Origin of the sequence: Pseudomonas soli, assembly GCF_021283165.2 — a bacterium.
Taxonomy (GTDB): domain Bacteria; phylum Pseudomonadota; class Gammaproteobacteria; order Pseudomonadales; family Pseudomonadaceae; genus Aquipseudomonas; species Aquipseudomonas soli.
In genome coordinates, this window is the sequence record NZ_CP128543.1 from 2,189,992 (window position 1) to 2,215,040 (window position 25,049).

14 protein-coding genes are annotated in these 25,049 nt (G+C 63.8%); 4 read left to right on the forward strand and 10 right to left on the reverse strand.

From position 1 onward, the window contains the following. Positions 1-18: 18 nt before the first annotated feature. The gene (locus LU688_RS10255; protein ID WP_160290856.1) at positions 19-1,182 is read right to left on the reverse strand and encodes an isovaleryl-CoA dehydrogenase; all 1,164 of its coding nucleotides are present in this window, start codon (positions 1,180-1,182) and stop codon (positions 19-21) included. Between the two features lie 279 nt (positions 1,183-1,461). Between LU688_RS10255 and LU688_RS10260 the strand changes: the two genes are divergently transcribed. After that, positions 1,462-3,135 (forward strand): AMP-binding protein, encoded by a 1,674-nt coding sequence (locus tag LU688_RS10260; RefSeq protein ID WP_160290857.1) that lies wholly within the window; start codon positions 1,462-1,464, stop codon positions 3,133-3,135. Between the two features lie 84 nt (positions 3,136-3,219). On the opposite strand, the gene LU688_RS10265 is transcribed toward LU688_RS10260, so the two are convergent. The 5 genes from LU688_RS10265 to LU688_RS10285 form a co-directional block, all read right to left on the reverse strand. Then, on the reverse strand, positions 3,220-3,423 hold the full coding sequence (locus LU688_RS10265) for a cold shock domain-containing protein (RefSeq protein ID WP_158659538.1): 204 nt from the start codon (positions 3,421-3,423) through the stop codon (positions 3,220-3,222). Between the two features lie 97 nt (positions 3,424-3,520). Beyond that, complete coding sequence (locus LU688_RS10270; RefSeq protein ID WP_289678354.1) at positions 3,521-9,499, reverse strand: RHS repeat domain-containing protein; 5,979 nt, start codon at positions 9,497-9,499, stop codon at positions 3,521-3,523. A gap of 94 nt (positions 9,500-9,593) precedes the next feature. Beyond that, positions 9,594-11,657, reverse strand: coding sequence for a hypothetical protein (locus LU688_RS10275; protein WP_232887981.1), 2,064 nt, complete (start codon positions 11,655-11,657; stop codon positions 9,594-9,596). 97 nt (positions 11,658-11,754) lie between these two features. Next, positions 11,755-12,021 carry an acyl carrier protein gene (locus tag LU688_RS10280; RefSeq protein ID WP_094010504.1) on the reverse strand — a complete coding sequence of 89 codons (267 nt, stop codon included), beginning with the start codon at positions 12,019-12,021 and terminating at the stop codon, positions 11,755-11,757. A gap of 161 nt (positions 12,022-12,182) precedes the next feature. Further along, positions 12,183-12,344 (reverse strand): hypothetical protein, encoded by a 162-nt coding sequence (locus tag LU688_RS10285; protein ID WP_167388392.1) that lies wholly within the window; start codon positions 12,342-12,344, stop codon positions 12,183-12,185. Between the two features lie 139 nt (positions 12,345-12,483). Between LU688_RS10285 and LU688_RS10290 the strand changes: the two genes are divergently transcribed. The 3 genes from LU688_RS10290 to glgB are packed head-to-tail and all read left to right on the forward strand — an operon-like array spanning position 12,484 to position 20,079. Continuing rightward, positions 12,484-14,502 carry an alpha-1,4-glucan--maltose-1-phosphate maltosyltransferase gene (locus tag LU688_RS10290; RefSeq protein WP_094010503.1) on the forward strand — a complete coding sequence of 673 codons (2,019 nt, stop codon included), beginning with the start codon at positions 12,484-12,486 and terminating at the stop codon, positions 14,500-14,502. Positions 14,503-14,550: 48 nt separating this feature from the next. Then, a complete protein-coding gene (treS, locus tag LU688_RS10295; RefSeq protein ID WP_094010502.1) occupies positions 14,551-17,868 on the forward strand; it encodes a maltose alpha-D-glucosyltransferase in 3,318 nt (1,105 codons plus the stop codon). After that, on the forward strand, positions 17,869-20,079 hold the full coding sequence (gene glgB, locus LU688_RS10300; RefSeq protein WP_094010501.1) for a 1,4-alpha-glucan branching protein GlgB: 2,211 nt from the start codon (positions 17,869-17,871) through the stop codon (positions 20,077-20,079). It begins immediately after the preceding gene. Positions 20,080-20,179: 100 nt separating this feature from the next. Here glgB and LU688_RS10305 read toward each other — a convergent pair whose 3' ends face one another. The 4 genes from LU688_RS10305 to LU688_RS10320 form a co-directional block, all read right to left on the reverse strand. Next, a complete protein-coding gene (locus tag LU688_RS10305) occupies positions 20,180-21,256 on the reverse strand; it encodes an autotransporter domain-containing protein (RefSeq protein ID WP_094010500.1) in 1,077 nt (358 codons plus the stop codon). Between the two features lie 320 nt (positions 21,257-21,576). Beyond that, complete coding sequence (locus tag LU688_RS10310) at positions 21,577-22,371, reverse strand: endonuclease/exonuclease/phosphatase family protein (RefSeq protein WP_104444179.1); 795 nt, start codon at positions 22,369-22,371, stop codon at positions 21,577-21,579. An 86-nt stretch (positions 22,372-22,457) separates the two neighbouring features. Beyond that, positions 22,458-24,611 (reverse strand): glycogen debranching protein GlgX, encoded by a 2,154-nt coding sequence (glgX, locus tag LU688_RS10315; protein WP_023632104.1) that lies wholly within the window; start codon positions 24,609-24,611, stop codon positions 22,458-22,460. Positions 24,612-24,766: 155 nt separating this feature from the next. Next, positions 24,767-25,036 carry a DUF2934 domain-containing protein gene (locus LU688_RS10320; protein ID WP_038705784.1) on the reverse strand — a complete coding sequence of 90 codons (270 nt, stop codon included), beginning with the start codon at positions 25,034-25,036 and terminating at the stop codon, positions 24,767-24,769. Positions 25,037-25,049 lie beyond the last annotated feature (13 nt).

The window sequence follows — 25,049 nt, forward strand, 5'->3', positions numbered from 1 at the left end:
TGCGCCCGTTCCTTATGCTCAGCGGGTTTCGTTGAACAGTTCGCGGCCGATCAGCATCCTGCGGATCTCGCTGGTGCCGGCGCCGATCTCGTACAGCTTGGCGTCGCGCAACAGGCGGCCAGCCGGGAATTCATTGATGTAGCCGTTGCCGCCGAGGATCTGGATCGCTTCCAGGGCCATCTGCGTGGCGCGCTCAGCGGTGTAGAGGATGACCCCGGCGGCGTCCTTGCGAGTGGTCTCGGCACGATCGCAGGCCTGGGCCACGGCGTACAGGTAGGCGCGGCTGGCATTGAGCTGGGTGTACATGTCGGCGATCTTGCCCTGGATCAGTTGGAACTCGCCGATGCTCTGGCCGAACTGCTTGCGGTCGTGGATGTACGGCACGACCAGGTCCATGCAGCTCTGCATGATGCCGGTCGGGCCGCCCGACAGCACCACGCGCTCGTAGTCCAGGCCGCTCATCAGCACGCGCACGCCGCCGTTGAGCTGGCCGAGGATGTTTTCTTGCGGCACTTCGACGTCATCGAAGAACAGCTCGCAGGTGTTGGAGCCGCGCATGCCGAGCTTGTCGAACTTGTTGCTGCGGCTGAAGCCTTTCCAGTCGCGCTCGACGATGAACGCGGTAATGCCGTGGGGGCCCTTGTCCAGGTCGGTCTTGGCGTAGATCACGTAGGTGTTGGCGTCGGGACCGTTGGTGATCCAGGTCTTGCTGCCGTTGAGCACGTAGCGGTCGCCGCGCTTTTCAGCGCGCAGTTTCATCGACACCACGTCGGAGCCGGCGTTGGGCTCGCTCATGGCCAGGGCGCCGATGTGCTCGCCGCTGATCAGCTTGGGCAGGTATTTGAGCTTCTGCTCGTGAGTGCCGTTGCGGTTGATCTGGTTGACGCACAGGTTGGAGTGGGCGCCGTAGGACAGGGCCACCGACGCCGAGCCCCGGCTGATCTCTTCCATCGACACCACGTGGGCCAGGTAGCCCAGGCCGGCGCCGCCGTATTCCTCCGGCACGGTGATGCCCAGCAGGCCCATGTCGCCGAACTTGCGCCACATGTCGGCAGGGAACAGGTTGTCATGGTCGATCTGCGCGGCGCGCGGCGCCAGCTCGGCGGCAACGAAGGTGCGCACCTGGTCACGGAGCATGTCGATGGTCTCGCCCAGGGCGAAGTTCAGGCTGGGGTAAAGCATGGGGGCACCTTGTTGTTCTTGAAATTCGAGGTACTGCACCGACCCTGTGGGAGCGGGCTTGCCCGCGATGCCCGTCAGAACGGCCAGCGATGTTGTCTGGTCCGGCCTCATCGCGGGCAAACCCGCTCCCACAGGGTCGGTGCTCGTGGTTGACGTTAACGTAAACCTGCCGTCCGGGGCTGTCAATCGCATCGTCACCTTTACGTAAACGTAAATCTGCGCCAGAGTATTTGCCGCCTGCTTCAGTCATGCCCAGAACAACCACAAGAAGGGATCACCATGCCTCAACCAAGCTATACCCGCGGCCGTCAGGACCACCCCTTGCTGACCCTGACCATCGGCCAGGCCTTCGATGCCACCGTCGCCCGCCACGGCGAGCGCGAGGCGCTGGTGGTGCGCCACCAGGGCCTGCGCTACAGCTGGCGCGAGCTGGCCGCCGAGGTCGATGTGCAGGCCCGGGCGCTGATGGCGCTTGGGGTGGAGGAGGGCGAGCGGGTCGGTATCTGGGCGCCCAACTGCGCCCAGTGGTGCATCCTGCAGCTGGCCACCGCCAAGGTCGGCGCGATCCTGGTCAATATCAACCCGGCCTACCGGGTGGGTGAGCTGGAATACGTGCTGCGTCAGTCCGGTTGCCGCTGGCTGGTGTGCGCCGATGCCTTCAAGACCTCCGACTACCACGCGATGGTGCAGGAACTGGTGCCGGATCTGGCGAGCCACGCATTGGGCGAACTGGCCAGTGAACGCCTGCCCGACCTGCGCGGCGTGATCAGCCTGGCCGCCGAGCCGCCTTCAGGCTTCCTGCCCTGGGCCGCCTTGGCCGGGCGGGCAGGGGCAGTCGATGTTGACGCCTATCAGGCGCGACAGCAGGGCCTGCAGTTCGACCAGCCGGTGAACATCCAGTACACCTCCGGCACCACCGGCGCGCCCAAGGGCGCGACCCTGAGCCACTACAACATCCTCAACAACGGCTACATGGTCGGCCAGAGCCTGGGCCTGACCGAGCGCGACCGCATGGTCATCCCGTTGCCGCTGTACCACTGCTTCGGCATGGTCATGGCCAACCTCGGCTGCATCACCCACGGCAGCACCATGGTCTACCCCAACGACGCCTTCGACCCGGAGCTGACCCTGCGCGCCGTGGCCGAGGAGCGTGCCAGCATCCTCTATGGCGTGCCGACCATGTTCATCGCCATGCTCGACCATCCGTCACGCCAGGCCATGGACCTTTCCAGCCTGCGCAGCGGCATCATGGCCGGCGCCACTTGCCCGATCGAGGTGATGCGCAAGGTGATCGACCAGTTGCACATGGCCGAGGTGCAGATCGCCTACGGCATGACCGAGACCAGCCCGGTGTCGTTGCAGACCGGCCCCGACGATGGCCTGGAGTTGCGCGTGACCACCGTGGGCCGCACCCAGCCGCATCTGGAGACCAAGCTGGTGGATGCCGACGGGCGCATCGTCGCGCAAGGCGAGATCGGCGAGCTGTGCACCCGCGGCTACAGCGTGATGCTCGGCTATTGGGACAACCTCCAGGCCACCCATGACGCCATTGACCCGGCCGGCTGGATGCACAGCGGCGATCTGGCGGTGATGGACGACGACGGTTATGTGCGGATCGTCGGGCGCAACAAGGACATGATCATTCGCGGCGGCGAGAACATCTATCCGCGCGAGCTGGAGGAGTTCTTCCATACCCACCCGGCGGTGGCCGAGGCGCAGGTGGTGGGGATTCCGTGCAGCAAGTACGGCGAGGAGGTGGTGGCGTGGATTCGCCTGCACCCGGGGCACAGCGCTACGGCGGATGAGTTGCAGCAGTGGTGCAAGGCTAGGCTGGCGCATTTCAAGGCGCCAAGGCACTTCCGCTTTGTCGATGAATTCCCGATGACGGTGACGGGGAAGGTGCAGAAGTTTCGCATGCGCGAGATCAGCGTCGCGCAAATCGGCGGCAGATGATCTGGCGTGCGAGGGCACTGGTCGATGCTTTCGAGTGAACGTGCCCCGCGCCTTGAAGCGGGGCACGCTACAGCACGCCGGGGTCTATTTGCGCCTCACATTGATGGCGTACGGCTTGTTTCCCACCAGTCTGATGTCGAAAATCACCTCGACGTCATCCTCCAGGCCCGCGGCCTGATCCTTGGGCAGGTACACCCGTGTGCCTTGATGTTTGTAGTCGATGTAACCGTAGCCCTCGTGGTCATCGAACTCCACCACTTTTCCGGTCTTGCCCTTTGTATCGCTCATGATTGCCACCTTCGTTGGCATTGCCTACGGATGCGCTTCCCCAGCGCGGGGCTGGGAAAACGCTGCTGCGCGGGCTACTGTCAAGCCGCGGGCAAGCTCACCACCAGAATCTCACGCCCTGCGTGGCCGGTGGCACCCTGTGCCGTACTGTACCCACGTATGGAAGTCGGGGGACCCGCGCGGATGTTGAATCCCCAGCGTTCCGTACACTGATCGGGCCCCCAGCCCCCCGCTCGGGCTGTTCCTCCGCCAGCAGCGCCAGGCGCTGTTCTTCCAGGCCGGTGCTGGACAGGATCGTGCCTTGCAGGAGGTTGGCGTCAAGTACGTTGCCGACAATGTCGGCCGCGTAGACGGCAGACTGCGAGAGGTGGGTCGGCAGGTGGCGGCTAACCAGGGGGAGGTGCATTCCCTTGGCTTGCATATAGCTGCCAATTTTTCCAATGGCGCCTGCATTTGCGAAGTTGGTCTTCGTATAGATTTCAACAGTCCCTGTCAGGTGAGATTTCGCCCGCCGCCAAAGGCCACCTACCTCCCCGGACACCCCACTTCCCCGCAGCAGTTCATCGGCATAAGTACTCACTCGGCCGCCCGCCCGGGCCGCGCGTCTGGCGCCAGACAACCCCTTGAATCCGTAGCGGGCAAAGGTCTTGCCAGCGTTCCACACCACCTTGGCGCCTTTGCCGAGCAGCTTGGCCCCCCTTGCCATGAGTTTCAGCCCATTAAAGCCAAGCTTGAACAACCCGGAGAAGCCCAAGGTACTCAGCACCCCTGTGGCGACCGAAACGATGCTCAATTTCCTGGATAGTTCAGGGTTCGTGTCTGCTGTGAACACCGCCGCCACTTCGAAGGCGAACGACAGCACGCTCATCGCCGTGACGAACCCCAGCACGATCGCCGACATGCCCCCGGTGAAAAGGGTCAGCACCGCGCCCACCACGGCCACCAATGCCGAGAACGCCAGGCCTCGCCAGCGGCCGCCGACCGGCATTTTCTGGGTGTCCTGCAGCGCCTGTTGATACGACGCAAGTTGTTTTCCCTGGTCCCAACGACTGAGCATGATGGCGCCGCTGGGGTCGTGCAGGTTGACGGGGTCCGGGCAGTGGGCGTAGTCGTTGACGCCTCCTTCACCAAACGGGCTGAGCCAGTCAGGCTGGGCATAGCGGCGCAGGGCCGGGTCGTAGGTGCGGTAGCCGTTGCCGGCGTGGTAGTGGCCGGTTAGGGGGTCGCGGCGCATGCCGTTGTAGCCGTTGACAAGGCCGGTCACTGCCTTGCCCTCGCCGAACGGCAGCAGCGGAGCCAGCTCCAGCTTACCGTCCTTGACCTGCCCGGCGACACCGACCTGGGGATCGTCGATCAGCCAGCGCACCTCGTTTTCATCATACTGCGCCAGGCCGCGGCTCAGGCTTGTGCGTTGGCTGACCTTGCCGGCCTGGTCGTAACGCAGCTCGCCAATCAGTTCATCGCCGTCGTAGCGCAGCTCGTGGGTGCTCTTGTCGGCCTCCAGGTACTGCGCCGCCAGGCGCTGGCTGCCGTCGTATTCGTACCGGGCCAGGAGCTTGTTCTCGCTGTCGTGGACTTTGTCGAGCTGGCCGGCGGCGTTATAGCTGAAGCAGTGCTGGCCTGCGTCGGTCAGGTAGCCATTGCTGTTCCATTTCACCTCTTGGGGGGCCTTGCCGCGGGTGACGCCTGTCAGCTGGGTCGGATCGGCCTCGGCATAGGCCAGGTCCTCGGTGTGCTTCTTGTCGTCAAAGCCGGTGGTAACGCACTGGGTCAGGTTGCTCATGGCATCCCAGGTGAAGTCCTGGGCCTTGACCGCCGTGCCCTGGCAGTCTTGCGGGCAATGCTCGGCGGCGCTGGTCTTGCATTCATACTTCTGCAGGCGGTCAAGCGCGTCGTAGGTGAAGTGCTCGGCGCGCAGTTGGGTGCCTTTTTCATAGCTGGTTTTGCTCGCCAGGCGGCCATCGCCGCGCCAGGTCAGGCACTGCTTGAAGCATTCGATGCCGTTGCTCAGGAAGCGCCGTGTCACTTCCTGGCCAAACCCATCGTATTCGCTGAATACCTGCCAGCGGCCGCCAGCCTTGAGTGCCTGGGCTTGACGCGACTGCAAGCGCCCCAGTGCGTCATAGCGATGCAGTACTTCCTCGTGGTCCTGGCACGTGCGCAGCACCCGGCCCAGGCGATCGGTGAACTCCCGTTGCCAGTGGCCGTCGGCGCGCAGCGAAGCCAGTGTCTGGCCACGCAGGCTCTGCCAGCGGTAGCCCTGGCGCGTGGCGCGTGGCGAAGTTTGCTCAACCTGCTGCCGACCGGGCAGGTTTTCGTCACGGTAGGCCTGCGTCCAGCCGCTGGACATCGCGGTGTCGCTGGCGTCCGAGGACAAGGTCAGCGTGTTGTCCTCGTGAGTAACGCTGGAGAGGGCCCGCTTCTGGTCTTTAAAACTAATGCCCTTGGCGTCTTGTGCAGTGGTGAGGATGGTCTTGTCGGGCAAGGTAACCGTCGTGTCGGTGAAACCATAGGCGCGCTTGCCCACGGTGCGCGACGTCAGCGTACTGACGTTGCTCACTTTCTGTGTTGCTACCACCTTGCTGTCTACCTTGAGCTGCGTGGCGTGGTTGCTCAGGCCATGGTAGCTGTACGCGACGGTGGAGTTGTCGGGGCGCGTGAGCTGGGTAACCCGGCCCAAGGCGTCCCGTTCAAGGTTATAGGTATCGGTCTGCTTGCCCAGAGTGCGTTGGTACTTGATGACGTGCCCCGAACTGTCGAAATGCCGGAGCAATTGCATCTTGGTGTTGCCAGCAGGGTCGGTCAGGCGATCCACTTGCTCGAAGGTGCCATCCTTGCGGTAGGAGTAATCGGTTTTGCGTTGGAACAAGCACTGATCATCCAGCCCCTGTTCGACCAGGCACTGGCTGGTGATGTTCTGGGTTCCCGGCGCTTCAAATACCAGAGCGCTTTGCGTTGCGGGGGCCTTGTCCTTGGCCATGGCTTGCAGCAGGCTACGCATGCCAGGCCCATCAAGACCGCCTTGTGCCCGCGTCCAGGCTTGAGGCCCCATGGCCCACACCTCTGGGGTCATCTCTATCACGGCCTGGCCGCCAGGCAGGTAGTCCCAGCTGCAACTGGCCAGCAACTGCGATGCATCCAGGCCTTGCAGGCTGCATTGCTCCAGCGGGACATAGTGCTGGGTGCCGTGCTTGCGCCACTCGCGGCGCCAAACCCGTTGCAAGCCATCCAGGTAGCTGCGGCTGACGTCCTTGCTGGCATGGGTGTGGGTGGCGATCTTGCCGTCATCCGAATAGGTGGTGGCAGTCTGCTCGTCAGCTTTCTGGTCCTTTTCCTTGCCCTTGCCGCCTGCCTTGAGCAGGTAGTGCGTCTCCTGGGTCACGCGGCCCAGCGCATCGTATTGCCAGTGCACTTCTTTGCCTTGCTCCACCTGTTCCAAGCGCCGCCGGGCATGGCGTGAGCGCAGTTCCTTGCTGAGCGTTTCGGTGCCGGCCTCGGTGGTGGCGCTTACGCTGACCACGATGCCAGCGTTATTCGGGTTGTCCTCGAACGCCTGGAGGTTCTTCAGCTCGAACTTCAGTTGGCCAAGGTGAGTGACCTGGGTATCTTTGACCGACCACTGCATGACTTTGCTTTGCGCTGTCTTGCCGCTGACTACCGAGACCTCGGTGCTGCGCTGGCGCCACAGTAGCGGTGAGGAGGCGCCGACAAGCGTCCAAGTGGCGTCGGCGTCGAGCCGGTCGTCCTTGAGCTGAGCCTTGACCCCCTCGATCACGACCACCTCGGCCTGCTCCAGCATGTCACGAGTGCCACGTTGGACCTTGCGGTAGCCGAACAGGCGCAGACCCTTGGGATTGCCGAATGGATCGCACTGGTACTCCGCCATGACCGGCGCGGCGGCATAGTCCGGAATGAAGGGGCATTTTAGCGTGGGGAGGTCTTTCAACCCTGCCAGTTTGCTGAGCGTGATCAGGTTGTCGCCGGCCTTGGTGTAGTAGCAGCGGTAAAGCGTGTGCTCGTCGCTCTTGTGCAGGCGCTGGATGTTGCCGTTCAGGTCTTCTTCCTGCGTGGCTACTTCCACCGTGCGCCCCAGTGCCTCGCGTTCGGAGTGGGGAATGTTGGCCAACAGCCGGGTGATGCAGCCGGCCAGTTTCGGGCGATCGGCGTTATCTGACTTATTGAAGAACCACGCCAGCAGTTCATGTTGGCGTTCGATCAGCACTCCCCCCCCTCTCACCACAGGCTCGTCGCTGTCAGCGCCGGCCGTCATGGCGTATAACAGTTCGGCAAACTCATCCCCAGCGCCCGTATAGCGGTAGCCTTTGGTCAACCGATGCGTGTCGCTTTTTTTCTGGTCGCTGCGGGTGCTGAAGGCCAGCCAGTGATCCTGCTCAGAGGCTACGCCGCGCAGCAGTTCGAAACGCTCGACACGCTTATCGTGCTTGACACGACCGTGCACCAGCAGATGCTTCTCCCGGGCCCCATGCGCGCCGGATTCGTACTCGACGCTGACGATCCGCTGGTCGGTTTCCAGAAATTCCCCATCGTAGCGGTAGGTCGTCACCTGGTTCTCATGCCCATCCCCTGGCAGCAGGGTGTGCAGATTGACGCGGGGCAGGCCAGGGCGGCCGTTGTCCTGCGTGGCAGCTTGGTACTTCACGCATTCGACCGATCCATCCAGCTCTCGCAGGCCGCACAGCACTCGGTCCAAGGCCAGGTCGTCATCGTAATCACAGTCAACCTGCTGCAGCACCTTGCCATTCTGCAGGCGTTTGAGGGTGCGCAATAGATAACCTTGGAGGTCCAGGTTTACCTCGTATTTCTCGGCCTCGCTGTCCGGCCAGACCTGCATCTTCACCTGCGAGGCCTTTTTCTCCTGAGGCGTGACGTACTCGGCCTTGAACAAGGCTTCATCGCCACTGTTGATCGCCAACAGCAGGAACTGACCTTTCTGGCGCTTCCACTCCAGTGTCAACTGTTCACCATAGGGCGATTCGAGGGTCGAGGGCAGCAGCAGCACGAAGGGCTTTTCGTAGTCGGCGATGCGCTTTTTAAGTTCCTTGATGTTGTCGTCCCCCTCCCACGCTTTGACTGCCTCGTCGTAATCGATGGCTGCTGTCGCATAATAGAACCAGGGCACGCACATCAGTAGCCACTGCTGCCAATTCGTCGGTTTTGCCGGGAAGTCAGGTTTGGATTTGTCCCGAATGGCTTTCAACGTCTTGACGACCAGGTCATGAAACTCTTTGTTCGGCTCCTCGTCGTCGCTGCCTTCGGCTGCAGGCGCCTTCAGGGTTTCCTGGCGGCCGCTGGGCAGGTCAAGCGTGAATTCGCTGTGATCCTTGTTGCTGCGCACCACGCATGAGGCCAGCTTGAGCGCCTCGCCTTTACCCAGGTCGTCCCATTGTGCGTCGGTGAACTTGACCTGATTGCCATCGGCCAAGGTCAGCAGCCTGTCGCGTACCTGCACGCTGGAAAAGCGCCAGGCCCAGCCATCTCCCAACCCGGCCTCGTTGGCGCGCAGTGCCGAATAGTGCAAGGTCAGGTCGCACGCTGGCCCTTGGCCTTGCAGGCCCTGCAGGCTGGCCACCGGGTAATGGGCGTGGAACAGGCCCGTGCGCGGGTCCACACCCGCTTCGCTGTGGCCTGTGGTGTCGAACAGTTCGGAGCGGTTGGTTTGGCTGTAGTCCTCGCAGAGGAAACTGATTTCATCCCACTTCTTGAGCTTCTTCGGTGGTTCGAAGGTAACAGCCTCTGGAGCGTGCCAAAACCCGGTGGCGTGCAAGGTACCGATATGGCCAACGGTCAAAGCCTTCTGGCCACGCTCGGACTGCGGGAAATCCAGGTAAATATCGTATCCCTGGTTGGCCAGCGGCCCTTGCCAGATGATCGTGTCGGCAGTGACAGACAACGGCCAGACTGGTAGGGGGGTACGTTGAGCAATACTAATTAAGGATAAGAGTTTAATGGTTTCGACGAGCGTGCAGTCATCCTCATCCTCGACCATATTTAATACATCCGGGTGCCCGCCAGATACATCAAGGACCGCTCGCCTGACGGCGGCCTTTGATTTCATCAACTCCTCCATTAATCCTTTAGTAGAGATTTCTCTAAAGATTTCGGTGTAGCTATCAACAAGGGCAAGGAAGTCGGCATTGGGATCATATTTTTCAATGAAAGTCGCAGCGAGTCTGCAAGCTACCTTGAGTGTCTTGTCTACGGCCGTTATGACAGGCGTCCTGTGTTTTAGCGAGATCAAAAACCTTATCCCAGGAAGAAATTGAGAAGGAGAAGTCGGCTAGGCGCTTGATAGAATTGGCATTTTCAATAGCGATAGGCTCAATAGATTTCAAGTCGTAATCGAGTGTTCGCATAGGGTAGAGCGGCACTAGAACTTTATGGAGGGCACTTAGGTAAATGGATTCATAGATCTCTTCGTCAAAATCTTTCCAGTAGATTTCGGCGGTGCCAGCGTCGCTTGCCGCATAGGCGGCTTTGAGAGCAGCCCGTTTGATATCGAGGTGTGCAGCGAAGCAGATTGCCCTTACCCAGCCAATGGTGTCTTCGCTCTTATAACTCGTGGTGTCGAGATACTGCCAAGCGGCCATGGCAATTTTGGCGGTGCCCTCCAAGGTCGTGAGTTCGGCGAATGGTACGTCGAGGGTGCCACCCGCCGCGACTGTCGCAGCAGCCCAGCTATTGTAGGCATCTCTGAGGTCCAACTCGTTCTGCCACGGCACACATGCCATCACCCGGTAGCCTTTGTCGCGTGCAGCTTTATTCAGGCGAAACGCCAGTTCTGTGCCCAGCGACTCGACCATCAGCCTCGTCACGCCTGGTTCAGAATAGGTGTCCAGCTTCCCCGGCTCGGCTGCAGCGGTCCGTGGCCACTCATCGGCGCTCAGCAGTTCGAGCCCATAGGTATCGCCGTTCCAGCCGTGACCGTCGCCAACGTTTGCCAGCGCAATTGCCAGTTCTGCATGCCGTGGCAGCCACAGCTGCTTGCCATCCTTGACATTCAGCTGCGGCCATTTTTGCGCTTCGATGAAGTCGGCCAAAGCCTTCACCCAGGTTGCCTGGTCATTGGGGACTGTCTTGCAGTCCTGAGGCCTGAACAGCGCATGGTGCAGCAACGCCTGGTTGCCGGGATGCCGCACGGTCACCAGTACGGCATCTTCCGGTGCCTTGAAGGCGGTCTTCAGCAGTGGGCCTTCGACCGTGTGCTCATCACCCGGCAGCGTGGCGAAGATGCGCAGGCCGTCGCCGCGCTGTTCGAGCAACGCCGTGGTGGTATCGATGCGCAGGTAGGGGGCAACGTCAGATCCTGCCAGCGCTGTGGACCAAGGCTCCAGCCATTTGCCACTGGCTCGCTGCGCCTTGGCCGGGGTCCAGGCATGGTGCCCGAGCAGGCGCTGGGAGAACGCGTCGTAGACCCAGGCATGCAATGTGCCGCCACTGGGTACTGCGGTGCCGTCGAGCGTATCGCTGGCCCACCAGTCTACCTCGGTGATGGTCACGCACAGCTCGGCGTGCTGCGGCCCCCAGAAGGCATTGCCTTTGTCGCCGGGTGTCACGGCGCAGGTTGCCGCGTCCAGCACGCCAGCCCGCAACAGGTGGCTGCCAGTGTTGATCTGCTTGCACAGGGCCTTGCTCCAGCCGCTGTCCTCTTTGGCGGTGAAGAAGTGCTGTTCGTGCAGCGCCTGGGTCTTGAGGTCGCGCACTTGCAGGCTCAGGGTCTTGCCCTTGGCCAGCGAGAAACTGTCGTCACAGGCCAGCACCTGGACGATGTTGCTGCTGAACGGCGCAGTGCTGAACGCTCGGTAGTCGGCCTGGCACCACAGGCGCGGCGCCTCGTGGCTGCTGGAAAACTCATTATCGTCGCTCCAGCCCCCCGCAGTGATCGGCTTGCCGGCTTTGGCGACCTGTTCGGCGAAGTCTGCGAGCCACTTTGTAGCGTCCAGCTTGTCGGCTGTCGCTGTGTAGTCGACCCGAGTCAGTTCGCCGGTGCGACGGTGCACCAGGCACGCGCTGATGGTTTCGCCCTTGGTCAGGGCACGACCGGCCTTGATCGGGCACAGGCTGTACCATCCGCCTTCGACGCTGCCCACCCGCTCCAGGCCGAAGTCCTGCATGTCGGGCAGGCTACCATCTGGTTGGTTGCTGATCTGGTAGGGCACCGGGAAGGTGTTGGTATCCGCGGCTGGCTTGAGGTCAACGGAAGATTTGGCAGCCATTGCGTTTTGCTCCATGCGTAAGGGTCTTGAAGTTACTTTTTAAAATGTGCCGTCAGCGCCCACAACTGGCAGAAATGCCAGGTACGGCAGGAGCAATTCAGCTGGTCGATGGGGCTTTGCCCTGGGGCGGCAGCAAGCGGTACACCAGCTCCACCAGCTCGGCAAAGGTGGTGTAGGTGCGAATTGGCTGGGGAATGAGGATGTTGAACGTCTCTTCGACGATAGCCTGCAGTTCGACCACGTCGAAGCTGTCGGCGCCCAGTTCGTCCAGGGCGGCGCCGGGGCGGATGTTGTGCAGGCTCTGTTCCAGGAAGCAGGCGAGGAGCCATTGCAGGTGGAAGGCGATGTAGAGGCGTGAGCGCATGCCAGAGGATCGTCAGAGGGTGAGGCCTCTCTGTACGTGGCTTTGCGGGCAGGTGCTACTGGTAGAAATGCCAGGTGCGGTTTCGTCAGCTTTGTGCTGTCAGTGCCGGCCCCACGACAGGGCCGGCCCAGGTGGTCAGATTTCCGCGGCCTTGTCTATCCTCAAGCTTTCACCGGCGGCTCCTGGCTCGGCGGGTCGCCTACGGTTGGCGGCACGGTCGGCTTGATCGGCAGCTCGTCCGGGTCCTCCTCGGGCACCGGCGGCGGCAAGGTCGGGTCGTCGATGTTCGGGTCGGGTGTCTCCGGTGGAATGGGAATGTTCATAGGCCTGGCCTCGCGGGATGAATGAAGAGGTGTCGCAGGCTTTGACCCGGGCCTGCGCCTTGCGCTCATTTTTTTTGAACCCTCGCGCTTGCGCACGGCTCTGAACCCTTACCGCCACCAGCCCAGGGGAGCAAGGTCGATGTCTGGTAACGAGCCGTTCGAAAGCGTGCCGATGGCAGGTGATCACCCGGACCAGGCCATCAGCCTGTCCCAGGCCCTGCTGGCGCCGCGTATCGTGATCGAGGACGCAAGCCCGGTGCTCGACGGCGGCACCTTCGCCGCCAAGGCCGTGCGCGGTCACAAGGTCGAAGTGGGCGCCAAGGTCTACACCGACGGTCACGATCGCCTGGCCGTGACCCTGCACTGGCGCCAGGCCCACAGCCGGCGCTGGCACTGCGTGGCCATGCATTCGCCGGGCAACGACCTGTGGCTGGCCGACTTCACGCCTGCCGAGCTGGGCCTGCACCTGTTCAGCATCGAGGCCTGGATCGACCCCTGGGCCACCTATTGCCACGACCTGGAGAAGAAGTATGCCGCCGGCGTGGAGGTGAAGCTGGAGCTGGAGGAGGGCCGCCTGCTGCTGGGCAAGGGCATCGAACGCAGCGACGGCCTGCTGCGCGAGCAACTGGCGCAGTTGCAACAGCGCTTGCCTGGCTTGCCGGTGGATGAACAGGTGAAATTGTTGCTGCACCCCGACGCCGCACGCCTGATGGGGGAGGCGGAACATCGCAGCTACCTCACCCGCAGCCGCGAATTCCCGCTGGACGTCGACCGCGAGGCGGCCCAGTTCGCCAGCTGGTATGAGCTGTTCCCGCGCTCGGTCACCGACGACCCCGAGCGCCACGGTACCTTCGATGATGTGCACCAGCGCTTGCCGATGATCCGCGACATGGGCTTCGACGTGCTGTATTTCCCGCCGATCCACCCCATCGGCATGAAGCACCGCAAGGGCCGCAACAACGCCTTGCAGGCCGACCCCGGCGACCCCGGCAGCCCTTATGCCATCGGCAGCCCCGAAGGTGGGCACGATGCCATCCACCCGCAGCTGGGCAGCCGCGAGGACTTCCGCCGCCTGGTCGCCGCCGCCGCCGAGCACGGCCTGGAAATCGCCCTGGACTTCGCCATCCAGTGCTCCCAGGACCATCCCTGGCTGCAGGAGCACCCCGGCTGGTTCAGCTGGCGCCCTGACGGCACCATCCGCTACGCGGAAAACCCACCGAAGAAATACCAGGACATCGTCAACGTCGACTTCTATGCCCCCGAGGCGGTGCCCAGCCTTTGGCTGGCGCTGCGCGACGTGGTTGTCGGCTGGGTCGAGGAGGGGGTGAAGACGTTCCGCGTCGACAACCCGCACACCAAGCCGCTGCCGTTCTGGCAATGGCTGATCGCCAATGTGCGCAGCCAGCACCCCGAGGTGATCTTCCTCGCCGAAGCCTTCACACGCCCGGCGATGATGGCGCGCCTGGGCAAGGTCGGCTACGCGCAGAGCTATACCTACTTCACCTGGCGCAATACCAAGCAAGAGCTGCGCGAATACTTCGAGGAGCTCAACCAGCCGCCGTGGAGCCAGTGCTATCGACCCAATTTCTTCGTCAACACTCCGGACATCAACCCCTTCTTCCTGCAGACGTCCGGGCGAGCGGGCTTCCTGATCCGCGCTGCGCTGGCGACCATGGGTTCGGGATTGTGGGGCATGTACTCGGGCTTCGAACTGTGCGAGGGCACGCCGCTGCCGGGCAAGGAGGAGTACCTGGACTCGGAGAAATACGAGATCCGCCCCCGGGACTTCACCCAGCCCGGCAACATCGTTGCCGAGATCGCCCAGCTCAACCGCATCCGTCGGCAGAACCGCGCCCTGCAGACCCATCTGGGGGTGGTGTTCCTCAATTGCTGGAACGACAACATTCTGTACTTCGCCAAGCGCACCCCCGAGCGCGACAACTTCATCCTCGTTGCCATCAGCCTCGACCCGCACAACGCCCAGGAGGCCAGCTTCGAGTTGCCGCTATGGGAACTGGGGCTGGACGACAGCGCCGATACGCAAGGCGAGGACCTGATGAACGGCCAGCGCTGGACCTGGCATGGCAAGACCCAGTGGATGCGCATCGAGCCGTGGCACCAGCCGTTCGGTATCTGGCGCATCGAGAAATCGCGCTAGCCCCGCGATGGGCTTCAAGCTGAACCCTCGGACACAAAGGAGTCCCCAATGGCCAAGCGTTCCCGCCCGGCAGCCTTCATCGACGATCCGCTGTGGTACAAGGACGCGGTGATCTACCAACTGCACGTGAAATCGTTCTTCGATGCGAACAACGACGGCATCGGCGATTTCGCGGGCTTGATCGGCAAGCTCGACTATATCGCCGAACTGGGCGTCAACACCCTCTGGTTGCTGCCGTTCTACCCCTCGCCACGGCGCGACGACGGATACGACATTGCCGAGTACAAGGCCGTGCACCCGGACTACGGCAGCATGGCCGACGCCAGGCGCTTCATCGCCGAGGCGCACAAGCGCGGCCTGCGGGTGATCACCGAGCTGGTCATCAACCACACCTCCGACCAGCACCCCTGGTTCCAGCGCGCCCGGCATGCCAAGCCCGGCAGCAAGGCCCGGGACTTCTACGTGTGGTCGGACGATGACCAGAAGTACGACGGCACGCGGATCATCTTCCTCGATACCGAGAAGTCCAACTGGACCTGGGACCCGGTGGCCGGCCAGTACTTCTGGCACCGCTTCTACTCGCACCAGCCGGACCTCAACTTCGACAACCCGCAGGTGCTCAAGGCGGTGATCGGGGTGATGCGCTTCTGGCTCGATATCGGCGTTGACGGCCTGCGCCTGGACGCCATCCCCTACCTGATCGAGCGCGACGGCACCAACAACGAGAATCTCCCCGAGACCCATGTGGTGCTCAAGGCGATCCGCGCCGAAATCGACGCCAACTACCCCGACCGCATGCTCTTGGCCGAGGCCAACCAGTGGCCCGAGGACACCCGCCCGTACTTCGGCGAGGGCGATGGCGACGAATGCCACATGGCCTTCCACTTCCCGCTGATGCCGCGCATGTACATGGCCCTGGCCATGGAAGACCGCTTCCCGATCACCGACATCCTGCGCCAGACCCCGGAGATCCCGGCCAACTGCCAGTGGGCGATCTTCCTGCGCAACCATGATGAACTGACCCTGGAGATGGTCACCGACCGCGAGCGCGACTACCTGTGGAACTACTACGCCGAGGACCGCCGCGCCCGCATCAACCTGGGGATTCGCCGGCGCCTGGCGCCGCTGCTGCAACGCGACCGGCGGCGTATCGAGCTGCTCACCAGCCTGCTGCTGTCGATGCCCGGCACGCCGACGCTGTACTACGGTGACGAACTGGGCATGGGCGACAACATCTACCTGGGTGACCGCGATGGCGTGCGCACTCCCATGCAGTGGTCGCCGGACCGCAATGGAGGCTTTTCCCGCGCCGACCCGCAGCGCCTGGTGCTGCCGCCGATCATGGATCCGCTGTACGGCTACCAGACGATCAACGTCGAGGCCCAGGCCCACGACCCGCATTCGCTGCTCAACTGGAACCGGCGGCTGCTGGCGGTGCGCAAGCAGCAGAAGGCCTTCGGTCGCGGCAGCCTGAAGATGCTCACGCCGAGCAACCGGCGGGTGCTGGCCTATACCCGCGAATACACCGATGCCGAGGGCAACGTCGAGATCGTGCTGTGCGTGGCCAACGTCTCGCGGGCCGCCCAGGCCGCCGAGCTGGAGCTGTCGCAGTATGCCGACAAGGTGCCGGTGGAGATGCTAGGCGGCAGCGCCTTCCCGCCCATCGGCCAGCTGCCGTTCCTGCTGACGTTGCCGCCCTATGGCTTCTACTGGTTCCTGCTGGCCAGCCACGACCGCATGCCCAGCTGGCATATCCAGCCCAGCGAGGGGCTGCCCGAGCTGACCACCCTGGTGCTGCGCAAGCGCATGGAAGAACTGCTCGAGTCACCGGCGCGCGAGGCATTGCAGACCGCTATCCTGCCGCAGTATCTGCCCAAGCGGCGCTGGTTCGCCGGCAAGGAAGGGCCGATCGACCAAGTCCGCCTGCGCTATGGCGTGCGCATGGCCACCTCGGCGTTGCCGGTGCTGCTTGGCGAGCTGGAGGTGCACAGCGAAGGCGTGGTCACCCACTACCAGCTGCCCTTCGGCCTGTTGCCGGAGGAGCAGATCAATGCCGCGCTGCCGCAGCAGCTGGCGCTGTCGCGGGTACGCCGTGGCCGCCAGGTGGGGCTGATCACCGATGCCTTCGTGCTCGAACCCTTCATTCGCGCCGTGCTCCAGGGCTGCCAGGACGGCCTGCGGCTGGCCTGTGGCGATGGCCTGGGCGAGTTGCGCTTCCACAGCACCGAGCAGTTGGCCGCGCTGCAGCTCGATGAGCAGAGCGAGGTGCGCTACCTGAGCGCCGAGCAGTCCAACAGCTCGGTAGTGGTGGGCGGCAGCCTGGTGCTCAAATTGATTCGCCGGGTCAATCCGGGTATTCACCCGGAGCTGGAGATGAGCGCCTACCTGACCGCCGCCGGCTTTGCCAATATCTCACCGTTGCTGGCCTGGGTCAGTCGCGTGGACGACAGCGAGCAGTCGCACCTGCTGATGATCGCCCAAGGCTACCTGAGCAACCAGGGCGATGCCTGGGACTGGACGCAGAACACCCTGGAACGGGCGATCCGCGACCAGATGGAACCCGCCAGCACTGAGCAGGAGGCGCACACCGATGCCCTGGCCGAGCTGACCGGTTTTGCCGCCTTGCTCGGCCAGCGCCTGGGCGAGATGCACCTGCTGCTGGCCGCGCCGAGCGACGACGAAGCGTTCCGTTCACGCCCGAGCGACGCCCGCGACAGCGAGCGTTGGAGCCGCCAGATCAGTGCCGAGCTGAGCCATGCCCTCGACCTGCTCGCCCAACACCGTGACACCCTCGACAGTGACAGCCAGGCTCTGGTCGACGACCTGCAGCAACAGCGCGAAGGGCTGCAACAGCATGTCGACAATCTCGCGCGCCAAGCCCAGGGCGGGCTGCTGATGCGGGTGCACGGCGACCTGCACCTGGGCCAGGTACTGGTGGTACAGGGCGACGCCTACCTGATCGATTTCGAGGGCGAGCCGGCGCGGCCGCTGGACGAACGCCGGGCCAAACACAGCCCGTACAAGGATGTCAGCGGTGTGCTGCGATCCTTCGACTATGCTGCTGCGATGATCCTGCGCAGCGCCTCGGCGGTAGACCTCTCCGAGGCGGCGCGCCAGGCCCGGCAGCGGGTCGCCCGGCAGTACCTGCACCAGTCGCGCCATGCCTTCGTCGAAGCCTACGGGTTGGCCACCGCCGCCATGCCCCACGCCTGGCAGCAGGCCGAGGGCGAGCGCGCCGCGCTGGAGCTGTTTTGCCTGGAGAAGGCCGCCTACGAAATTACCTATGAAGCCGAGAACCGGCCAAGTTGGCTGGCCGTGCCTTTGCATGGCCTGCATGGATTGATCAGTACCTGGGGAGAGTCATAGATGAATGCAACCACGCGTGACAACGGCGGCCTTCGGCAACGGGACCTCGATGCCCTGGCCCGCGCCGAGCACGCCGACCCGTTCGCCGTACTCGGCCCGCACCCCGATGGTGCGGGCGGCCAGTTCATCCGGGCCTTCCTGCCCAGTGCCCTGAGCGTGCGCGTGCTGGCCCGCGACGACGGCCGGGTACTCGCCGAGATGCGCCAGGGTGGCGTGCCCGGCCTGTTCACCGCGCACCTGGACCAGGCTGGCCCGTATCTGCTGCAGATCGGCTGGGCCGGCGGCGAGCAGGTCACCGAGGACCCCTACAGCTTCGGCCCGCAGTTGGGCGAGATGGACATGTACCTGTTCGCCGAGGGCAACCACCGCGACCTGTCCGGGCGTTTCGGCGCCCAGCCGACCGAAGTGGATGGGGTTGCCGGGGTGTGCTTCTCGGTTTGGGCGCCGAATGCCCGACGGGTGTCGGTGGTGGGCGAATTCAACAACTGGGATGGTCGTCGCCACCCCATGCGCCTGCGCCATGGCGCCGGGGTGTGGGAGCTGTTCGTGCCGCGCCTCGGCGTGGGCGAGACCTACAAGTTCGAAGTGCTCGGCCAGGACGGCGTGCTGCCCCTCAAGGCCGACCCCCTGGCCCGCGCGACCGAACTGCCGCCGAGCACCGCCTCCAAGGTGGCCGGCGCCCTGGCCCACGAATGGCGCGATGGCCAGTGGCTGGAACACAGGGCCCAGCGCCACGCCTACAGCGCGCCGCTGTCGATCTACGAGCTGCACGCCGGCTCCTGGCGCTGCGAGCTGGACGACGCCGGCGAGGTCGCGCGCTACTACAACTGGCGTGAACTGGCCGAGCGCCTGGTGCCTTACGTGCAGGAACTGGGCTTTACCCATATCGAGCTGATGCCGATCATGGAGCACCCCTTCGGCGGCTCCTGGGGCTACCAGCCGCTGTCGCTGTTCGCCCCGACCTCGCGCTACGGCAGCGCCGAGGACTTCGCCTTCTTCATCGACGCCTGCCACCAGGGCGGCATCGGCGTGATCCTCGACTGGGTGCCGGCGCATTTCCCCACCGACGAGCATGGCCTGGCGCGCTTCGACGGCACCGCCTTGTACGAATACGACAACCCGTTGGAAGGTTTCCACCAGGACTGGAACACGCTGATCTACAACCTCGGGCGCAACGAGGTGCGCGGTTTCATGCTGGCCTCGGCGCTGCACTGGCTCAAGCACTTCCACATTGATGGCCTGCGCGTGGACGCGGTGGCTTCGATGCTTTACCGCGACTATTCGCGCAAGGCCGGCGAATGGGTGCCCAACCGCCATGGCGGGCGCGAGAACCTCGAGGCCATCGACTTCGTCCGCCACCTCAACAGCGTCGCCGCCCATGAGGCGCCGGGCGCGCTGATCATCGCCGAGGAGTCCACCGCCTGGCCTGGGGTCAGCCAGCCGGTGCAGCAGGGCGGGCTGGGCTTTGCCTACAAGTGGAACATGGGCTGGATGCATGACACCCTGCATTACATCCAGAACGACCCAATCCACCGCACCTACCACCACAACGAGATGAGCTTCGGGCTGATCTATGCCTACTCCGAGCATTTCATCCTGCCGATCTCCCACGACGAAGTGGTGCATGGCAAACATTCGCTGATTGACAAGATGCCCGGCGACCGCTGGCAGAAGTTCGCCAACCTGCGCGCCTACCTGGCTTTCATGTGGATGCATCCAGGTAAGAAGCTGCTGTTCATGGGCTGCGAGTTCGGTCAGTGGCGCGAATGGAACCACGACCAGCAACTGGACTGGTACCTGCTGCAGTATCCCGAGCATCAGGGCGTGCAGAAGCTGGTGGCCGACCTCAACCGCCTGTACCGCGACCTGCCCGCGCTGCACGAGCAGGACTGCCAGCCCCAGGGCTTCCAGTGGCTGATCGGCGACGATGCGCACAACAGCGTGTATGCCTGGTTGCGCTGGAGCAGCCAGGGCGAACCGTTGCTGGTGGTGGCCAACTTCACCCCGGTGCCGCGCGAGGGCTACCGCATCGGCGTGCCGTTCGGCGAGCACTGGGTGGAACTGCTCAACAGCGATGCCGAACTGTATGCAGGGTCGAACGTGGGCAATCTCGGGGCGGTGGTCGCCGATGAGGTCGCCAGCCATGGCCAGCCATTGTCGCTGGCGCTGAACCTGCCGCCGCTGGGGGTATTGGTGATGAAACCGGCCTGAGGCGGGGGCTGTACCGACGCTATCGCGGGGCAAGCCCGCTCCCACGCCTTTACCTAGCCCTCGGCGTGGGAGCGGGCTTGCCCCGCAATGGGTTACCCGGCTACCAGCGCATCCGCACTCCAAGGCTGCCGATCAGCCCATTGAGGTCATTGTCATCCACATCGGAGCTGTAGTCGGCGCTGACGAACAGCGCCACGCTCGGCGTTACCCGGGCTACCAGACCCAACCCCAGTTCAACCGTCGCGGCGCTGCGCGAGCTGGAGATCTTGTCCACCTGATCCAGCTTTACCGGGTCAGCGTTGCTGAAGTCATACCAGACGTTGGTACGCACATAGGGTTCGATGGGCATGCCACGCACCTCGTAACGCGCCGACAGCTTGGCGCCGACCCGGCCACTCCAGCTGGGCTGGCTGTCGAATGCCTGCAAGGTCTCTTCCTGCACCTGGCTGCCAGGGAAAAACTGCTGGTTGATCAACTGTGCCTGAGGCTCGATCACCCAGCCCGCGCCCAGGCCAATGGGATAGCCACCCTCTACTGAGAAAGTCATCGCGTGGCCGCTGTCGTCCAGGCGCTGGCCCGCCTGGGAGCGGCCATTGACGTCGATGCGCGTGCCCATCGCCACGGCGTCCACGTGCCAACCCTGCGCGTGGGTCATGCTCCAGTACACGCCCAGGCTCTCGCCGCTGAGGTTGACCGCGTCACGCTGTTTGTCGCCGAGCAGCGGGCGCATGCCGTTGAAACTGCTCTGCAGGTTGTTGTGGCCGACGAAGATGCCGGCGCGGTGGACGTTGCCGGCGCTGGTTTCACGCACGAACAAGTCCGGGCCGATCATCATCTGCTGGCTCGGCGCTTCCACTTGCGCCGGCGGCTGGGCACCTGGGCGCGGCCCGCCGGGAAAGAACTGCGCCCACTGGCTGGCGATGTGGTTGCTGTCAAGCTGGCCGTGGCGTTCACCCATGCGCTCGGAAAAGGCGCTGAGCATACCCTGGCTCAGGCCGCCAGCGCTGACCGGGTCGAGCGATAATCGCGGCACCTCCGGTTGCGCCAGGTAGGGGGCGAAGGGCTCGCCCTCCTGCAGTTCGAAGGCGAAGGTTTCCACCGGGGTTGCCAGGAGCAGCGACGTGGAAACCGCACAGAAAAAAGCGTCGAAGCGCGAGGGATTCGAGGTGCTTTTCATGGCGGATCTCCTGTTGACGTGTGAATTGAACAGCCCGATACCTGGCCTGATGTCACGAGCTGTACGACAAGAACAGGGGCGACCCAAACCAGCGCGCCAGCTTCTTGGAACGCGCACGAGGGCGCGAGCTAGAGGCCCGGCACGAGATTTTCCATCTGGTGATTACTGTTCAGCTAAGGAGAGGACGGCGGTTGCGTCAAGAAAGCGTGAAATAATCGAGAAATGCCTGTTTGTCTATTTAACTTGTTGAATAATGACAAGTTTCAATTCGGTATATCGACAATGGTGATTTCCCGTCGCGTGGCTATGCCGAATCGTTGCTACAACCGCACTTCCACCGCCAGCGGGAGGTGATCGGACAGGTGGGTCCAGGGCTTGTTGCCGAGGATTCTCGGCGCATGGCTGTCGGCATTGCGCAGGTACACGCGGTCCAGGCGCAGCAGGGGCAGGCGGGCGGGATAGGTGCGGGCGAGCAGGCCGTGGTGGCGCTCGAACGCCTCGTGCAGGTCGCGGTGCAGGCGCAGGGTCCGGTTGCCGCGCAGTTGCCAGTCGTTGAAGTCGCCGGCGATGATCACCGGGGCGCCGGCGGGCAGGGCGTCGAGCAGTTGGCGCAGCAGATGCAGCTGCTTCTGCCGGTGCCGTTCGAGCAATGACAGGTGCACGCAGATCGCATGCACCTGGCGCTGGCCGGGTACGTCCAGCACGCAGTGCAACAGGCCGCGGCGCTCGGGGCCGGTGATCGACACGTCGAGGTTGCGATGCTCGATGATCGGGTACTTGGACAGCAGCGCGTTGCCGTGGTGGCCGTCGGGATAAACCGCGTTGCGGCCGTAGGCGAAGTCGCTCCACATGCTGTCGGCGAGGAATTCGTACTGCGAAGTCTGGGGCCAGCCGGGGTAGCGCGCGGCGTGGCGGTCGTGGCTGCCGAGCACCTCCTGGAGGAACACGATGTCAGCCCCGGTGCTGCGCACCGCCTCGCGCAGCTCCGGCAGGATGAAGCGCCGGTTGAAGGCGGTGAAGCCCTTGTGGGTGTTGACCGTCAGCACCTTGACCCGGTGCACGGCCGGGGCCTGGCTGACGCTGGCGAAACCTGGACTGCCGGCTTCGAGGTTCACGACCGCTCCTGTTCAATGAGGGCTGCGCAGCAGCCCCAGGTTCAACTGGCTCGACACAGTCTAGGACAGGACTTCCTGTTTCGGGTTCAGTCCTCCTCCCGCTGCAACACCATCAGCAGCAACGACCGCCCCTTGACCTCGAACACGGTGTCGAACGCCAGGTGCTGCGCCTTGCGCAGCTCGGGCCGGTCGGTGTCGACCAGGCAGCTCCAGTAGTCGCCCTCCGGCACCGCCGGCAGGGTGAATGGCACGACGTCGTGGTAGGCGTTGACGATCAGCAGCATGGTTGCCTCGGCGCCTGGGCGGGCGATGCCACTGACCTGGGCGCGGCCATCCATCAGCATGCCCAGGCAACGCCCGTGCGGATCCTCCCACTGCTCGACGGTCATCTCGCTGGCGTCCGGAGCCAGCCAGGTGACGTCCTTGACGCCGATCGCCTCGTTGTAGTCGCCGACCAGGAAGCGCGAACGCCGCAGGATCGGATAGGCCAGGCGCAGCCGGGTCAGGCGCTTGACGAAGGCCATCAGCGCCAGACCGTCTTCATCCAAGTCCCAGTTCACCCAGCCGATCTCGCTGTCCTGGCAGTAGGCGTTGTTGTTGCCGTGCTGGGTGCGGCTGAATTCGTCCCCGGCGACGATCATTGGCGTGCCCTGCGCCAGCAGCAGTGTCGCGAAGAAGTTACGCATCTGGCGCATGCGCAGGGCGTTGATTGCCGGGTCGTCGGTGGGCCCTTCGACGCCGCAGTTCCACGACAGGTTGTTGTCGGTGCCGTCCTGGTTGTTCTCGTCATTGTCCTCGTTGTGCTTGTCGTTGTACGACACCAGGTCACGTAGCGTGAAGCCGTCGTGGGCAGTGACGAAGTTGACCGAAGCGTAGGGGCGCCGGCCGCGGTTGTTGAACAGGTCGCCCGAGGCGGTGATGCGCGCGGCGAAATCGGCGAGCATGCCTTCGTCGCCTTTCCAGAAACTGCGCACCGTGTCGCGGAAGCGGTCGTTCCACTCTGCCCAGCCTGGGGCGAAGTTGCCCACCTGGTAGCCGCCCGGGCCGCAGTCCCAGGGTTCGGCGATCAGTTTGGTCTGGCTGAGCATCGGGTCCTGGCGACAGGCCACAAGGAAGCCATGGCGCTCGCTGTAGCCGTCGTGGTAGCGGCCAAGGATGGTCGCCAGGTCGAAGCGAAAACCATCCACGTGCATCTCTCCGGCCCAGTAGCGCAGCGAGTCGGTGACCAGTTGCAGGACACGTGGATGGCTCATGTCTAGGGTGTTGCCGGTACCGGAATCGTTGATGTAAAAGCGCCGGTCGTCGGGCATCAGGCGGTAGTACGAGGCGTTGTCGATACCGCGCATCGACAGGGTCGGGCCGCGTTCGTTGCCTTCGGCGGTGTGGTTGTAGACCACGTCAAGGATCACCTCCAGGCCTGCGTCGTGCAGGTGCGCGACCATCTCCTTGAATTCGGCGATCTTGCCGCTGGCCAGATAGCGCGGGTGGGGGGCAAAGAAGGCGATGCTGTTGTAGCCCCAGTAGTTGTTCAGGCCCTTGTCCAGCAGATGCTGATCATTGACGAAGGCGTGGATCGGCAGCAGCTCGATGCTCGACACGCCCAGCTCCTTGATATGGCCCAGCAGCTCGTCGTTGGCCAGGCCCGCGAAAGTGCCGCGCAGGTGCTCGGGCACCGCCGGATGGCGCATGCTGATGCCGCGGGTGTGGGCCTCGTAGATGATGGTGCGCTCCCATGGGATCGACACGCGCTGGTCGCGGCCCCAGGTGAAGGCGGGGTCGATGACCTTGCACTTGGGCACGAACGCCGCGCTGTCGCGCTCGTCGAACGACAGGTCGCCGTCGGGGTGGCCGATGGTGTAGCCGAACAACGCCTCGGACCATTTCAGCGTGCCCACCAATTGCTTGGCGTAAGGGTCGATCAGCAGCTTGTTGGGGTTGAAGCGGTGGCCGTTCTCCGGCTCGTAGGGACCGTGCACCCGATAGCCGTAGACCAGGCCAGGGTGGGCGTCGGGCAGGTAGCCGTGATAGATCTCATCGGTGTATTCGGGCAACTCGATGCGCTCAAGCTCGGTTTCGCCGCTGGCGTCGAACAGGCACAGCTCGACCTTGGTGGCGTTGGCTGAGAACAGGGCGAAGTTGACCCCAAGGCCGTCCCAGGTGGCGCCGAGGGGGAAAGGCAGGCCTTCGCGGATGCGCGATGGGGCGACGGAGCGGGTTTTCTTCGGGGTGCGGGGGCTCATGGCGTTCCTTTAGTGCGTGAACAGAGAATGCGTGAACAGAGGGATCGCGGGGCACGCCCGCTCACACCCACGAGCACTCAGTGACTGAGGCGTGGGAGCGGCGGTGCGCCGATGCGACTTGCCCCGCGATGAGGGCGGTACAGGCTGCAGAAGGCTCAACCAGCGGCAGGTTTCTTCGCCGCTCGCGGTTTTTTAGCCGCCGCAGCCGGCTTCACACCCGGCAACGCCGCCACTTTGGGGTCTGCAGGCGGCTTGGGCTTGGCCGCTGCCTTTTTGCGCGGGGGGGCCTTGGGGGCCAGCGCCTCGGCTTCGGCCAGCTTGCGCGCCTTGTCCCAATGTTCCTCCTCGCGACCCTCCGGCTTACCCTCCGATTCCCAGATCTGATAGGCGAACTCGCGAATACGCTTTTCATCGACACTCATCACGACGCTCCTGAAT

Bases quoted from the DNA above. Each gene is read 5' to 3' on its own strand.
- LU688_RS10255 (WP_160290856.1), bottom strand. From the start codon at position 1,182: ATGCTTTACCCCAGCCTGAACTTCGCCCTGGGCGAGACCATCGACATG.
- LU688_RS10260 (WP_160290857.1), top strand. From the start codon at position 1,462: ATGCCTCAACCAAGCTATACCCGCGGCCGTCAGGACCACCCCTTGCTG.
- LU688_RS10265 (WP_158659538.1), bottom strand. From the start codon at position 3,423: ATGAGCGATACAAAGGGCAAGACCGGAAAAGTGGTGGAGTTCGATGAC.
- LU688_RS10270 (WP_289678354.1), bottom strand. From the start codon at position 9,499: ATGAAATCAAAGGCCGCCGTCAGGCGAGCGGTCCTTGATGTATCTGGC.
- LU688_RS10275 (WP_232887981.1), bottom strand. From the start codon at position 11,657: ATGGCTGCCAAATCTTCCGTTGACCTCAAGCCAGCCGCGGATACCAAC.
- LU688_RS10280 (WP_094010504.1), bottom strand. From the start codon at position 12,021: ATGCGCTCACGCCTCTACATCGCCTTCCACCTGCAATGGCTCCTCGCC.
- LU688_RS10285 (WP_167388392.1), bottom strand. From the start codon at position 12,344: ATGAACATTCCCATTCCACCGGAGACACCCGACCCGAACATCGACGAC.
- LU688_RS10290 (WP_094010503.1), top strand. From the start codon at position 12,484: ATGTCTGGTAACGAGCCGTTCGAAAGCGTGCCGATGGCAGGTGATCAC.
- treS (WP_094010502.1), top strand. From the start codon at position 14,551: ATGGCCAAGCGTTCCCGCCCGGCAGCCTTCATCGACGATCCGCTGTGG.
- glgB (WP_094010501.1), top strand. From the start codon at position 17,869: ATGAATGCAACCACGCGTGACAACGGCGGCCTTCGGCAACGGGACCTC.
- LU688_RS10305 (WP_094010500.1), bottom strand. From the start codon at position 21,256: ATGAAAAGCACCTCGAATCCCTCGCGCTTCGACGCTTTTTTCTGTGCG.
- glgX (WP_023632104.1), bottom strand. From the start codon at position 24,611: ATGAGCCCCCGCACCCCGAAGAAAACCCGCTCCGTCGCCCCATCGCGC.